10 protein-coding genes are annotated in these 14,201 nt (G+C 68.7%); 5 read left to right on the forward strand and 5 right to left on the reverse strand.

What is annotated here, in order from left to right; translation table 11 throughout:
• The first annotated feature begins 43 nt into the window (after window positions 1–43).
• The 3 genes from V6S85_RS13820 to V6S85_RS13830 all read left to right on the forward strand — a co-directional run bounded on the left by V6S85_RS13820 (window position 44) and on the right by V6S85_RS13830 (window position 2,969).
• Window positions 44–2,278 (forward strand): ATP-binding protein, encoded by a 2,235-nt coding sequence (locus V6S85_RS13820; RefSeq protein WP_334349249.1) that lies wholly within the window; start codon window positions 44–46, stop codon window positions 2,276–2,278.
• A 61-nt stretch (window positions 2,279–2,339) separates the two neighbouring features.
• Entirely contained in the window at window positions 2,340–2,579 is a 240-nt protein-coding gene (locus V6S85_RS13825; protein WP_116568599.1) for an antitoxin, read from the forward strand.
• Between the two features lie 3 nt (window positions 2,580–2,582).
• Window positions 2,583–2,969, forward strand: a complete 387-nt coding sequence (locus tag V6S85_RS13830) for a type II toxin-antitoxin system VapC family toxin (RefSeq protein WP_334349250.1) — start codon at window positions 2,583–2,585, stop codon at window positions 2,967–2,969.
• Window positions 2,970–2,976: 7 nt separating this feature from the next.
• Here V6S85_RS13830 and V6S85_RS13835 read toward each other — a convergent pair whose 3' ends face one another.
• The gene (locus V6S85_RS13835; protein WP_442885667.1) at window positions 2,977–4,623 is read right to left on the reverse strand and encodes an amidohydrolase; all 1,647 of its coding nucleotides are present in this window, start codon (window positions 4,621–4,623) and stop codon (window positions 2,977–2,979) included.
• Window positions 4,624–4,704: 81 nt separating this feature from the next.
• Here V6S85_RS13835 and V6S85_RS13840 point away from each other — a divergent pair, with 81 nt between their 5' ends.
• Window positions 4,705–5,277 (forward strand): methylated-DNA--[protein]-cysteine S-methyltransferase, encoded by a 573-nt coding sequence (locus V6S85_RS13840; protein WP_334349251.1) that lies wholly within the window; start codon window positions 4,705–4,707, stop codon window positions 5,275–5,277.
• A 57-nt stretch (window positions 5,278–5,334) separates the two neighbouring features.
• Here V6S85_RS13840 and V6S85_RS13845 read toward each other — a convergent pair whose 3' ends face one another.
• Complete coding sequence (locus V6S85_RS13845; RefSeq protein ID WP_334349252.1) at window positions 5,335–7,383, reverse strand: alpha/beta hydrolase family protein; 2,049 nt, start codon at window positions 7,381–7,383, stop codon at window positions 5,335–5,337.
• Between the two features lie 382 nt (window positions 7,384–7,765).
• Between V6S85_RS13845 and V6S85_RS13850 the strand changes: the two genes are divergently transcribed.
• Window positions 7,766–10,753: a TonB-dependent receptor plug domain-containing protein gene (locus tag V6S85_RS13850; RefSeq protein ID WP_334349253.1), complete on the forward strand. Its 2,988-nt coding sequence runs from the start codon at window positions 7,766–7,768 to the stop codon at window positions 10,751–10,753.
• Between the two features lie 178 nt (window positions 10,754–10,931).
• On the opposite strand, the gene V6S85_RS13855 is transcribed toward V6S85_RS13850, so the two are convergent.
• The 3 genes from V6S85_RS13855 to aroB all read right to left on the reverse strand — a co-directional run bounded on the left by V6S85_RS13855 (window position 10,932) and on the right by aroB (window position 14,201).
• The gene (locus tag V6S85_RS13855; RefSeq protein ID WP_101718306.1) at window positions 10,932–11,300 is read right to left on the reverse strand and encodes a response regulator; all 369 of its coding nucleotides are present in this window, start codon (window positions 11,298–11,300) and stop codon (window positions 10,932–10,934) included.
• A 5-nt stretch (window positions 11,301–11,305) separates the two neighbouring features.
• Window positions 11,306–12,928 (reverse strand): sensor histidine kinase, encoded by a 1,623-nt coding sequence (locus V6S85_RS13860; protein ID WP_116568605.1) that lies wholly within the window; start codon window positions 12,926–12,928, stop codon window positions 11,306–11,308.
• Between the two features lie 157 nt (window positions 12,929–13,085).
• Window positions 13,086–14,201: a 3-dehydroquinate synthase gene (gene aroB / locus V6S85_RS13865; RefSeq protein ID WP_334349254.1), complete on the reverse strand. Its 1,116-nt coding sequence runs from the start codon at window positions 14,199–14,201 to the stop codon at window positions 13,086–13,088.

The raw sequence follows: 14,201 nt of genomic DNA on the forward strand, positions 1-14,201 counted from the left end.
GCGCTTATCCTGGCCAGGACCCATGTTCGCCACGCTCCGGTGCTTGGATCAGCACGACCCGACGCTGGTGATCTGGGCGCTTCTCGTCTGCCTGGCGTCGATGGCCGTGGGCGTGCACGCCTATCACCGGGGTGCGACGGCTGCGGGACCGGCCCGCACCGCGTGGATCCTGCTGACGGGCCTGGTGCTGGGCAGCGGCGTCTGGGCCACCCACTTCATCGCCATGCTGGGCTTCCAGCCCGGACTGCGGCTCAGCTTCGACGAGCCGATGACGGCCCTGTCGTTCCTGGTGGCCCTGGCCGGCCTGGCGGGCGGCGCGGGCGTGGCCATGACCGCGGCCGGGCGGACGGGACGGCTGGCCGGCGGGGCGATCTGCGGCGTCAGCATCGCCGCCATGCACTTCGTCGGCGTCTCGGCCATGCGGCTGCCGGCCCTGATGATCTGGCGGGCGGACCTGGTGGTCGTCGCGATCCTGGTCGCCGCCGGCCTTTCCGCCCTGGCCTTCGCCGACCTTCGGCGCGAGAGCGGCCTTCGCGGGCGGGCGGCTTCCATCCTGCTGCTGGCGGCCGCCGTCTGCGGCCTGCATTTCCTGGGCATGGGCGCGGTGACCCTGCTGCCGATCGCCGACTTCGAGGCGGCGGGCCGGTTCACGCGCGACGAGCTGGCGCGGTCGGTCATCGCCATGGTCTCGATGATCGTCCTGGCCGGCTGCGGCATGTTGCTGACCCACCGCCTGGCCCATCGCTCGGCCTTCGCGACCCTGCGTTCGGCCCTGAACCGGGCGCCGATCGGCCTGGGCTATTTCGACCGCAACAACCTGCTGCAGGTGTGGAACGCCACCCTGGCCGACTTCGCGCGGCCTTACGACCTGACCCTGGCGCGGGGCATGAGCCTCTCCGAAATCGCCGAGCGCACGGCGATGGACGCCAAGGCCCGCCAGGCGGCCAGGGCGGTGCTCGACGCCGTCGACGACCAGGTGGGCGAATGGGTGTCGCCCGACACCTTCAGCTCGCCAGACGGCCGCTTCCAGTCGCTGAAGCTGACGCCGGCCGAGGACGGCGGCTTCCTGCTGATCATCACCGACATCACCGAGCACGTGACGGTGACCGAGCGCGAGATCGAGGCCCGGCGCCTGGCCGAGGGCGCCAGCCGCGCCAAGAGCGAGTTCCTGGCCAATATGAGCCACGAGATCCGCACGCCGCTGAACGGCATCCTCGGCATGACCCAGGTCATGTCGCGCGAGGCCCTGGACGACGATCAGCGCGAGCGGCTGGAGATCATCGGCGCCTCCGGGGCGGCCCTGCTGGAAATCCTCAACGACGTCCTGGACCTGTCCAAGATCGAGGCGGGCCGCATGGAGCTGAACGAGGCCGCCTTCGACCTCGAGGAGACGGTGCGGCTGGCGCTGGCGCCCTATGCGCCGCTGGCCGCCGAAAAGGACCTGTCGCTGACCCTGACGGTCGATGAGGCGGCGGCGGGCGCGTGGCTGGGCGATGCGCCTCGTCTCCGTCAGATCCTCGGCAACCTGGTGGTCAACGCGGTGAAGTTCACCGATCAGGGCGGCGTGGCCGTGTCGGTCGAGCGGCGCGAGGCCGGTCTGCGCTTCACGGTGGCCGACACCGGCGAGGGGGTGTCGGAGGCCGACCGCGAGCGGATCTTCAAGGCCTTCACCCAGGCCGACGCCTCGGCCACCCGGCGACACGGCGGTACGGGTCTTGGCCTGACCATCTCGCGCAGCCTGGCCGAGCGGATGGGCGGCGGGCTGTGGCTGGAGAGCCGCGACGGCGAGGGGGCGACGTTCGGCGTCGACCTGCCGCTGATCCCGTTGGTCGAGGAGCCGGCGACGGCGGTCGTCTCGCCTGTCGTCCAGGCGGCCCCGCAGGGCGCGCTGCGCATCCTGGCGGCCGAGGACAATCTGGTGAACCAGACCGTGCTGCAGGCCCTGCTGGCGCCGTTCGAGGTCGAGCTGACCCTCGCCGCCGACGGCCGCCAGGCGGTAACGGCCTACGAGGCCGATCCGGCGATCGACCTCATCCTGATGGACATCCAGATGCCGGAACTCAACGGCCTGGCCGCCGCCGAGGCCATCCGCGCGTTCGAGGCCGCGCGAGGCCTGGCGGCCGTGCCGATCATCGCGGTGACCGCCAACGCCATGCCCCATCAGGTCGAGACCTACTTCGCCGCCGGCATGAACGGTTTCGTGGCCAAGCCGCTGAATCTCGCCGACCTGCTGGCGGCGATCGAAGGGGCGACGAGCCCCAAGGCGGACGCGGCTTAGGGGCAGGCCCGGAAACGAGCCCGTTCCGGGTGTATATACAGGTGCATGCTTGGAGGCGCGGATGACCCGGTCCAGCACTCGAACCTTTCGCAGCGGCAACAGCCAGGCTGTGCGCCTGCCCAAGGAGGTGGCGTTCGCGGAGGAGACCGAGCTTACCCTGGTTCGCTCGGGCGACGTGCTGACGATCTATCCGGCGCGGGGCGCCGTTCAGGATCTGGTCGCGCGGCTGGCCGATCTGCCCAAGCCGGGCGCGGTGGAAGTCCGCGACGATGAGGACCTGCCTGAGCGACCTGGGCTTTAGAGCGTGGCGGCCTTCGTCCTCGACACCAACGTGGCGATCCACCTGCGCGATGGGGATCCGGTCATTTCAGCAAAGATCGCGGGGTTGGACGGCGCCGTGCTCCTGTCGATCGTCTCGCGCGTTGAGCTCGAAGGCGGCGTCTATCGTGAGCTCGCGGACGCCGCGCGCCGAGCCCGTCTGGACGCGATGCTCGATGTGCTGCCCGTACTGGATTTCGGGGCCGAGGCCGCCGACGCCTATCGCGCGATCGTGCCGGCGACCGGCCATTCCCGTCGCAAGATCCTTGACCGGATGATCGCGGCCCAGGCGCTGACCCATCGCGCCACCCTCGTCACCTGTAACCCGGCCGACTTCCTGGATGTCCCGGGTCTGGCGCTGCTGGCCTGGTAGCATTCCCCTACCGCTCGAAGGCAACCTTGCCGTCGACCACGGTGAGGATCGGCTGGGCCTTCAGGATCTCGGCTTCGGGCACGGTCATCAGGTCGCGGTCGAAGGCGGTGAGGTCGGCCGCCTTGCCGGGCTCCAGCGTGCCGCGCTGCTGGTCGGCGAAGGCGGCGTAGGCCGGACCCCAGGTCAGCATGCGCAGGGCCTGCTGGCGGGTGACGGCCTCTTCGGGATGCCAGTCGGCGTTGGAAAAGCCGGTCAGGCTCTTGCGGGCGACGGCGGCGTAGAACTCGATGCGCGGGTCGCCGACCTCGACCGGCGCGTCGGAGCCGGCCGCCACGACCGCGCCGCTCTTCAGCATGTCGGCCCAGGCATAGGCGCCTTTCAGGCGATCCTTTCCCAGGCGCGAAGGCGCGAAATAGAGGTCGCCGATCGCGTGGCTGGGCTGCATCGAAGCCACGACGCCGAGCTTTGAAAAGCGCGGCAGGTCGGCGGCGTCGACGACCTGGGCGTGCTCGATGCGCCAGCGGCGGCCGGTCTCGGTTCCGAGCGCTTCGCCGAACCAGTCCAGCACCATGCGGTTGCCGCGATCGCCGATGGCGTGCATGGCGACCTGGGCGTTCACGGCCCGCGCCTTCTTCATCAGCGCCAGGCCCTGGTCGTGCTCGGTCAGCACCAGGCCCAGGCCCTCGGCGTCGCTGTAAGGCGACAGCAGGGCCGCGCCGCGCGAGCCCAGGGCGCCGTCCATGTAGAGCTTGACGCCGCGCAGGCGGATCAGGCCGGTCGGGTCGGCGCTGGGGCCGGTCTTCAGCACTTCGTCGGCGCCGGACGGGTCCATGTAGTTGTCGACGCGCAGCAAGAAGCGGCCCTCGGCGGCGAGGCCGCGCAGCTGATCGAGGTCGGCCGCCTCGACGCTCATGTTGCCAAGACCCGTCCAGCCGCGGCCGGCGTAGAGCTTGCCGGCCGTCTCCAGAGCCTGGCGCTTGAGGGCGGGGGAGGGCGGCGGGATCACGCCCTCGACCAGGGCCTGGGCGTGGTCGACCAGCATGCCGGTGGGCGCGCCCGTCTCGTCCTTGAGGATCTGGCCGCCGTCGGGCGCCTTCGTGTCGCGGGTCAGGCCGGCCTTGGCCAGGGCGGCGCTGGAGGCCACCAGGGCGTGGCCGTCGGCCCGGCCCAGCACAATGATGCGCCCCGGCGCGGCGCGGTCGAGATCGGCGCGGGTGGGAAAGCGCTTCTCGGGCCAGTGGGTCTCGATCCAGCCGCGTCCGTAGATCGGCGCGTCGCCCGGATGGGCCTCTGCATAGGCGCGGACGGCGGCGACCAGGGCCTCGACGGAATCGGTCTTGTCGAGGTTGAGGGTCAGCTCGCGCAGGCCGATGCCGGTCAGGTGAGCATGGGCGTCGACGAAGCCGGGATAGGCTGCGCCGCCCTTCAGGTCGATGTCGCGGACGTCCTTGGCGGCCGTGGCCCGGGCGGCCGCCAGCGGGCCGACGAAGGCGATGGTCCTGTCGCGGATCAGCACCGCCTCGGCGGCGGGCGCTCCGGTCACGCCGGTATGGATTGGCCCGCCGTGGACCAGGATGTCGCCGGCCAGGGCCGGACCGGCGGCGAGAGCCATTGCGAGGACGGGGGCGGCGGCGAGCGGAAAGAGGCGACGCAAGGGGCGGTCTCCGAAGCAAGGTCGTGGAAAGGTAGAGGGCGGCCCTCGCGTCCGGCAACAGCGGTGTTAATCTATGGGGCGATGGGACAGGGCTTCATGCTTTTCGAGACGGCGATCGGTCGCTGCGGCCTGGCGTGGGGCGCCGGCGGACTGCTCGGCGTGCAACTGCCCGAGACCGCGCCGGGCGCGGCCTGGGCGCGGCTGCGCAAGCGCTATCCCGACGCCGTCGAGACCGCGCCGCCGCCCGAGGTGGACGAGGCGGCCGACCGGATCATCGACCTGCTGGCCGGAGGGCGCGACGACCTTTCCGACTTGGCGCTGGACCTCACCGTCGTGCAGCCGTTCAACCGCCGGGTCTACGAGATCGCCCGCGCCATCCGCCCCGGCGAGACCTCGACCTACGGCCAGCTGGCGAAAGCCATGGGCGAGCCGGGGGCCATGCGGGCGGTGGGCAAGGCTCTGGGCGAGAACCCCTGGCCGATCGTCGTGCCCTGCCACCGGGTGCTGGGCGCCGACGGCAGGATGGGCGGCTTCAGCGCCGACGGCGGCGCGGCCACCAAGGCCCGGCTGCTGACCATCGAGCGGGCCAGGGTCACCGACGTGCCGACCCTGTTCGACATGGACTTCTCGGTCGCCCCGCCCAAGGGGCGCTGAGGACGACGAAAAAGGGCGGCTCCTTCGAGCCGCCCTTTCTGTTTTCGCCTTCGCGCCTCAGAGGCCGCCGGGCTTGCACTCGTTCTGGAAGAACTTGTCGATCTCGACCAGCTGGGTCTCCATCATCTCGGGGGTCATGGTCGCGTAGCCATGGCCCATGTCCTTGATCTCGAGCCACTTGTAGGGCTTGCCGGCGTTCTTCAGGCCGTTGATGAAGCGCAGCGAGTCCTTGATGTCGACGTTGTCGTCTCGATCGCCGTGGTAGAGGAAGACCGGGATCTTGGCGTCGCCGGCGTTCTGGATCGCGTCGAGGCCGTCCACCGACGGCGCCTGGCGCTCACGGAGGAACCGGCTGTTGCTCGTCGCCTTCTTCATCTCCGCCAGGCTGCCGCCGGCGCCCGAGACCGAGCACTGGTACAGGCCGTTGGGCCGGATCGCCGCGGCCAGGGCCGCGTAGCCGCCGTAGGAATAACCGAACATGGCGATGCGGCTGGGATCGGCCAGCTTCTGGTCGATCAGCCACTTGGCGCCGTCGTCCTTGTCGTCCTGCATCTTGCCGCCCCACTCCTTGTCGCCGGCGCGCCAGAGCTTTTCACCCCAGCCTTGCGAGCCGCGGAACTGGGGTTGCAGCACGACATAGCCGCGGGAGGCGAAGTACTGCACCCAGCCGGAAACGTCCCAGCCGAGATGGTCGCGGGCCCAGGGGCCGCCGTGGGGGAGGATGATGGTGGGATGCGGGCCGGCGCCGAAGCTGGCCGGCGGCGTGGTCAGCAGGCCGGGAATCGGCAGGCCGTCGCGGGCCGTGTACTGCACCAGCCTGGTCTGGCCCAGGCCGGCGGTCTTGACCCACGGGCGTGAACCGCCCAGCAGGGTCAGCTTGCCGGTCTTGTCGAGCAGGTAGTACTCGGGGGGCAGCTTGGGCCCCGACTTCTCGATAATTAGGACGCTGCGGTCCTCGGACGTGTCCACGACCGAGATGTCGAAGTCGGTGGAGACGTTGAACCGGGTCTTCGCCTCGGTGTCGGGGTCGGTCCAGGCCAGCGGCTCCATCTTGACGCCCAAGGCCGTGCGGGCGGCCTTGAAGCGCGCGCCGACGCCTTCGTCCACCCAGTAGATGCTGCCGCGCGCGTCGTCGTAGGTCACGCCCAGCAGTTCACCCTTCTCATCGAGGATCACACCGTTGGCATCGAACAGCTTGTGCTCGAACAGCGGTTCGAGGACCTGCTTGGCGGTGATGTCGTAGACATAGACGCCGCGCTTGCCGTTGGTCTTGACCATCGACACGTAGGCGATGTTCGGATCGCTGCTGAAGCCTTCCAGTGTCGTGAAGTTCCGGTCGCGGGCGTACGAACGGAAGTGCTCCTCCCAGGCTCCGGTGGTCGGGTTCTTGATCTGCTGGACGGCATAGGCCTTGCCGTCCTCGAAGCCGGTGTCGATCCGGCCGCGGATGTCGCCTTTGCCGTCGGTCAGGAAGCCCTCGTATCGGCCCGCCATGCGGTCGATCCGCTCGGCCGAGTTGGTGTAGACATTGACCTTGTAGACGTCGCCCTCGCTGCCGGAGCGTCTGTCGATCATCAGGACATTCTTCGGATCGCGCGGCAGGGCGCTGACGAGCACGGGACCTCCGGCGCGGGCGCGCTTGATGGCCTCTTCGTCGGTCTTGGGTTCATCGGTGTCGGTCAGCGGGGCCGTCCAGGACTTGCCTTCCAGGTCGGTGATGTAGGTTCTCCGGACGTGGCCCTTCCAGCTGCGGACGGTCAGCGGCTGCATCACCGCGACGCGCAGGCGGTCGTTCTTCACGAAGCTCACGCTCTTGAAGACCATGCTGGTCGAGCCGAGGATCGTCGGCGGCTTGTCCATGGCGTCGGTGCGCCAGACGCTGATGTTGACCTTGGCGCCGTCGCCCGACGTGAGCGCCGCGATATGCTTGCCGTCGGGCGAGACGACGACATTCGATATCAGCGCGAAACGGGTAAGATCTTTCGCGCTGGGAGCGTCGGCGGGAACCGGCGCGGGCGCGGCGAGCGCCGCGATCGGTGCGGCGGACAAAGCGGAAGCCGCCAGCAGGGCGGCCATGGTGGAGCTTATCAAACGCTTGGAAAGCAACAGGATTCCCCCGAATCTACGTGAGCGCGCACAAGGCGTGCGCGTAGCGTGGGGTTGATGATTGCAGCGTCCCCGCCTTCGCCTCAACCCCCGCCCTTGATTAGGGCGACCAGCAGTTTCATCCAAGGATCATCGTTCTTGGAGGTCGCTTCCGCCGGCCCTGTGGGCAAAACTGTGTCGTATTTGCTACGATCTCGGACATCCGCGTCACAATTTGGCCAAGTGCGTTGAGGTGGGTCGCAAACCTGTTACGTTTCGCCGCGCCGACGGTATGGGATGTGCCGCTGGCGAAATGCAGTGCGGGGCAGCCCGCGGGGGAATTTCATTGATGACGTTTGATAAGAGAAATCTGCTCGCGACGACGGTTATCGCGGGTATCGCGATGCTTGGCGTCGTGTCGACCGCTTCGGCCCAGACGGCCAAGCCGGCGCCGAAGGAAGAAGCCGCCGCCAACGAAGTTGAAGAACTGGTCGTCACCGGTTCGCGCATCAAGCGCTCGGAATTCAACAGCGCCTCGCCGGTGACCGTGATCACCAGCGAAAGCGCCGAACTGCAAGGCCAGGTCGACACCGCCTCGATCCTGCAGAGCTCGATCCTCGGCGCCACCAGCCAGCAGATCAACAACAACTTCACCGGCTTCGTCACCACCGGCGGCAACGGCGCCAACACCCTGTCGCTCCGCGGCCTGGGCGCCCAGCGCAGCCTGACCCTGATCAACGGCCGTCGCGCCGGTCCCGCCGGCATCGGCGGCACCGTCGGCCCGTTCGACCTGAACGTCATTCCGAGCTCGGTCGTCGACCGCACCGAAATCCTGACCGGCGGCGCCTCGTCGATCTACGGTTCGGACGCCATCGCCGGCGTCGTGAACATCATGACGAAGCGCAACAGCGACGACGGCGAAATGGCCGTCTACGCCAACGTGCCGTTCAGCAAGGGCGGTGAAGTCTACCGCGCCAACCTGTCGAAGGGCTGGACCTTCAGCCGCGGCTACGTGAACGTCGCCGCCGACTACTACCAGTCGAACGGCCTGCGCTTCAAAGACCGCGACTACCTGAACTGCCCGCAGGACTACACCTTCGATCCGGTGACCGGCGCCCGTCGCGACCTCGTCATGCCCGACGGTTCGTACAAGTGCCTGAACACCCTGACCGGCATCTACATCCGCGGCTCGAACCGCTACATTCCGGACGCCACCGCCACTTCGAACGGCTGGGACCTGAACGGCTTCCGCCGCGTCAATGCCAGCCTGGCCGCGGTCGGCAACGCCGGCGCTGGCCTGGGTTATGACATCGTCTGCGGCGCCAACCGGACCGGCAACTGCGCCAGCCCGCTGGCCTTCGCCCGCTCCACGCAGGCGCTGCAAACCACCGACTCGCCGCTGCAAGGCTACCGCCACGCCGTGTCGCCGGTGACCCGCAAGTCGGTATTCGTCACGGGCGGCTTCGACCTGACCGAAAAGACGGAACTCTACGGCGAACTGCTGCTGAACCGTCGTGAATCCGAGCAGCGCAGCATTCGCCAGATCGGTCCGACGATCAACGCGAACAACCCGACCAACCCCTTCAACTTCGCCAACAACCCGAGCTACGTCGGTCCGACCGGCGCACCGCTGGCCGCCTCGTCGTTCTCGCCGATCTTCGTGCTGCCGGTCACCCGCGACCAGAGCGTCGACTACGCCCGCGTCGTCCTCGGCGTGCGCGGCGTGCTGCCGGAATCGCTGCCGGTGCTCGGCAACTGGGACTGGGACATCTACGGCCAGTACTCGAAGTCGTCGGGCGACTACGGCCAGGACTTCATCTACAACGACCGCCTCCTGGCCGTTTCGGGCGCCGCCCGATGCAACCAGGCCCTGGTCACGATCTCGGCCAACATGCCGAACGCGACCTGCCCGACCAACATCAACCTGGGCAAGGTCTCGACCGTCGGCAGCAGCTACCTGACGCCGGAAGAGTACGCCTTCCTGAACGGCTACGAGCAAGGCCACACCGAGTACGTCTACCAGTACGTGGAAGGCTCGATCAGCGGCGACCTGTTCAAGCTGCCCGCCGGCATGGTCGGCGCTGCCGTCGGCTTCCAGCTGCGCAAGGAAAGCCTGGACGACGTCCCGGGCTTCAACAGCCGCAACAGCAACTATAACGGCGCGGCCGCCTCGGCCGAGACCCACGGCTCGGACGAAGTGAAGGAACTCTTCGGCGAACTGGAAGTCCCGCTGCTGAAGAACCTGCCGTTCGTCGAAAACCTGACGCTGAACTACTCGGCCCGCTACTCGGACTACAAGTCGTACGGCTCGAGCAGCACCTACAAGGCCGGCCTGAAGTGGAACATCAACTCCACCTGGGCCCTGCGCGCCAACAAGGGCACCTCGTTCCGCGCTCCGGCGCTGTACGAACTGTACCTCGGCTCGTCGACCAGCTTCCTGGCCCAGACCAACGACCCCTGCTACCAGTACGGCTCGACGGCGGGCGTCACCGACCGCCAAAAGGCCAACTGCGCGGCCCTGGGCATCACCCCGACGTCGACGCACGGCGCGGCCGGCTCGTTCACGATCTTCGCCAAGGGGGGCGCTGGCTACCTGGAAGCCGAAGAGTCGGATAACAAGTCGATCGGCATCGTCTTCACGCCGAGCTTCATCGACCTGAACGTCTCGCTCGACTACTCGGAACTGACGGTCAACAACCAGGTGCAGCGCTACGGCGCCGCCAACATCCTGGACTCGTGCCTGGATGCCTCTGACTTCCCGACCAGCTCGTACTGCAGCCTGATCACCCGCAACACGGACACCTCGTCGCCGACCTTCGGCGCCGTTCTGACCGTGACGGATGCCTACCTGAACGTGGCCAAGCAGTGGAACAACGCCCTCGACCTGAGCGCGACGTACCGTCACGAGCTGCCGCACGGCACCCTGACCGTGTCGGGTCAGTTCACCTGGACCCTCGACTGGTACACCCAGCTGACGGGCGGCGCTCCGGCGTTCAAGAACCAGGGCTTCACCGCTTACCCCGACTTCGCGGGCCGCACCGGCGTCTCGTACAATCAGGGTGACTGGACCGTGACCTGGGCCACCCAGATGATCGGCAAGACCTCGGACGTCGACGACGCCATCAGCGGCTACGGCACGGACCGTATCCTGTACCGTGACCAGCAAGGCACGTACGTGAAGCGTCACATCGAATTCAACGCCACGCACGACATCTCGGTGCGTCGCAAGTTCGACGACATCACCGTGATCGCCGGCATCAACAACGTGTTCGACGAGCAACCGCCGTTCTACTCGACGTCGTCGGCGAGCCGCTTCTCGAACATGCGTCTGGCCTCGTCCTACGACATCCTCGGCCGTCGTATGTTCGTGAACGTCAGCAAGAAGTGGTAGGAAAACCAACCCTCTAGGGGGCTGGGAAGGGCGGCGAGGGCAACCTCGCCGCCCTTTTTCTTTGCCCTGGTTCTTTGCCTGGCCCGCGGCGCGCGCGGCCAGACGAAAACAGCCGCCCCGGGCGACCGGGACGGCTGTCGAAGATCCGGAGATGTAGCGGGCGCGAAGGCCCGCGGCCTCAGACGACCTGGGCGGCCAGGCCTTCGAGCACCCGGCGCAGGTCGGCCTCGCGGAACGGCTTCTGCAGAACCGCCGAGCCCTTGTGCGGCTCGGTCAGGCCCGCCTCGCCGTAGCCGCTGGCGAAGGCGAAGGGCACGCCGCGCGCCTTCAGGGCGTCGGCGACCGGGAAGATCGGGCGTCCGCCGAGGTTGACGTCGAGCAGGGCCGCGTCGATCTCGGCCGATCCGGCCAGGCGCAGGGCCTCCTCGATCTCGGCGGCCGGGCCCACGACCTCGCAGCCGAGATCGCCGAGCATGTCCTCGACCAGCATCGAGACGAGGGCTTCGTCTTCGACCACCAATACCTTCAGGGCGGCGAGGGTCTTCATCTGTTTCACGGCTCCAGGGCGGCGAGGGGCAGCGTCATGGCGCAGACCAAGCCGGATTGATCATAGGCGAGACGGACCACGCCGGACAACTCTCCGGCGAGACCCTTCTCCAGAAGGCGAGCGCCGAAGCCGCGACGGCCCGGCGGGGTGACGCGCGGGCCGTCGCGCTCGGTCCAGGTCAGGACCAGGCGGGCGGGGGCCTCGAGCGGTTCGATGGACCAGGCCACGGTCACCCGCCCCTCGGGCGTCGACAGGGCGCCGTACTTGGCGGCGTTGGTGGCCAGTTCGTGCACGGCCATGCCGATGGCGACGGTGGCCTTGGGGTTGAGGCGCAGGTCGCGGACATAGTCGAAGTCCAGCCGCTCGCGGCCGGCGAAGGCCTCCAGCTCGGCGTCGACGATCTCGCGCAGGCTGGCGCTTTCCCAGTTCTGCTCGGTCAGCAGGTTGTGGGTCTGCGACAGGGCGATCAGCCGGGCCTCGAAGGCCTCGCGGAAAGCGTCCAGGTTTTCGGCGGCGCGCAGGGTCTGGGCGGCCATAGACTGGACGGTGACCAGGGTGTTCTTGACCCTGTGATTGAGCTCGTTGAGCAGCAGGCGCTGGCGCTCCTCGGCCCGCTTGCGCTCGGTCACGTCCAGCGACACGCCGGCCATGCGCCGCACGCCGCCGCCGATCACCGGGGTCTCGTCGCGGACGGCCGCGCGGCCGCGGGCGTGCACCCAGCGCGTCTCGCCGCTGGGAATGACCACGCGGTACTCGATGTCGTAGTCGCCGCCGGTGCGGATGGCCTCGTCCATGGCCGCCAGCATCCGCTCGCGGTCGCTGGTGTGGATGGTGGCCACCAGGTCGTCGAAGCCGAAGTCCTGGTCGGCCGTGCGGCCGTAGTTCGACTTGCAGATGTCCGAAGCGTCGTAGGCGCGGGTCCCGACGTCGAGCTCCCAGGAGCCCAGGCGGCCGGAATCGAGGGCGAACTTCAGGCGCTCCTCGGTGCGGCGGCGCTCCGTCAGCTCCCGGTGCCCGGCTTCGCCAGCGCGGCTGCGCTCGATGGCGACGGCGGCCTGGGCGGCCAGGCCGATGATCAGGGTCTCGGCGCGGGCGTCGAACTTGCCGGTCTCGCGATGGCCGAAGAACAGGCCGCCCAGCACCACGTCGTCGACGGTGGTCACCGGAGCGGCCAGGTAGCTGCGCACGGGAAGGTGCCCATCGGGCATGCCCCGGCGTGGCGCGTTCTGGCCATAGCGCGGATCGGCCAGGATGTCGTCCGAGCGGACCACGCCGACGCCGTCGAAGGTGGGGGCGAAGATCGCCGTCTTGCGCGGCATGGGAAAGTCGGCGAACGCCTCGGGCGGCGCGCCGGCCAGACCGTAGAGCATGTAGCTCTCACCGGCGTCGTCGATGACATTGTAGAAGAAGGCCCCGAACTGGGCGCCGATCAGCTCGACGCCGCCGTCGATCACCGCCTGGACGGTCTCGCCCAGGCTCTGGTGCGCGCCGATGGCCGCGGCGATGCGGCTGAACACCTCGTTGCGACGGACCTCGTCGGCGTGAGCGGCCTGCGCTTCGGCCAGCCGCCGGCGGAGATCGACTATCTCCTCCGTCGCTGACACCGCGTCGGCCTCCAAAACGGTCACCTAGGCTCCCCCTAGACCCCATCGCCGACACTCCGGCGCGTCGACCTGAACGCGCCGGAAACGGAGCGGTTCCGCCGATCGTAAACAAGCTTGGCTTTTAGGGAAGCTTTGACGTGAAACGCTTGTCTCGCCCCGGTGCGACAAGGAGGCGGCGGCTTCAGCCGGTCGCGCCCTCGGTCAGCAGGAAGGCGCGCAGCGGGGCCGGATCGACGCCCTTGGCGACGAAGGCCTCGCCGATCCGGCGCACCAGCACGAAGGTCAGGGCGCCGCCCTCGGCCTTCTTGTCCTGGCCCATGTGAGCGATCAGGGCGTCGGCGCCGAAGGGCTGGCTGCGCACCTCGGCCAGGGTGGTCGGCAGGCCGGCGGCCTTGATCGCGGCCACGGCGCGGACGGCGTCCTGGGCCGAGCACAGGCCTTGCGAGGCCGAAAAGCGGAAGGCCTGGGCCATGCCCACGCCGACGGCCTCGCCGTGCTTGAGGGCGTCGCCGAAGCCCATCTCGGCCTCGATGGCATGGCCGAAGGTGTGGCCGAGGTTGAGGAGCGCGCGGCGGCCGGCCTCCTTCTCGTCCTCGGCGACGATCTCGGCCTTCATCTCGACGCTGCGGCCGACGGCGCGGACGAGCGCCTGGGTGTCCCGTTCGAGCACGGCGTGGACGTTCTTTTCCAGCCACTCGAAGAACTCGAAGTCGCCCAGCAGGCCGTACTTGATGACCTCGGCATAGCCGCAGGCCAGTTCGCGGGCGGGCAGGGTGGCCAGGACGTCGAGGTCGGCCAGCACCAGGCGCGGCTGGTGGAAGGCGCCGATCAGGTTCTTGCCGCGCGGGGTGTCGATGGCGGTCTTGCCGCCGACCGAGCTGTCGACCTGGGCCAGCAGGGAGGTCGGGATCTGGATGAAGTCGACGCCGCGCTTGTAGATCGCCGCGGCGAAGCCGGCGAGGTCGCCGATCACGCCGCCGCCGAAGGCCACGATCATGTCGCCGCGCTCCAGGTTCAGCGCCAGCAGCTGGTCCGACAGGTGGGCCAGGCCCTCGAAGCTCTTGGTCTCCTCGCCCGGCGGCAGCACGATGACGTCGACCGCGGCGCCGGCCTTTTCCAGCGACACCGACAGGCGTTCAACGTGGTGCTCGCCGACATTGGCGTCAGTGACCACGGCGCAGCGCCTGCGCTTGGACAGGAACGGCAGTACGTGCTCGCCGGCCTTGTCGATCAGGCCCGTGCCGATGACGACGTCGTAGGCGCGATCGCCCAGGCCCACGGGAACGGTGCGGATCAC

This window comes from Caulobacter sp. CCNWLW153, assembly GCF_036889365.1.
GTDB classification, from domain to species: domain Bacteria; phylum Pseudomonadota; class Alphaproteobacteria; order Caulobacterales; family Caulobacteraceae; genus Caulobacter; species Caulobacter radicis.

Coding starts and splice junctions, on each gene's coding strand:
- V6S85_RS13855 (WP_101718306.1), bottom strand. CDS start 11,300: ATGAAGACCCTCGCCGCCCTGAAGGTATTGGTGGTCGAAGACGAAGCC.
- V6S85_RS13850 (WP_334349253.1), top strand. CDS start 7,766: ATGCTTGGCGTCGTGTCGACCGCTTCGGCCCAGACGGCCAAGCCGGCG.
- V6S85_RS13840 (WP_334349251.1), top strand. CDS start 4,705: ATGGGACAGGGCTTCATGCTTTTCGAGACGGCGATCGGTCGCTGCGGC.
- V6S85_RS13825 (WP_116568599.1), top strand. CDS start 2,340: ATGACCCGGTCCAGCACTCGAACCTTTCGCAGCGGCAACAGCCAGGCT.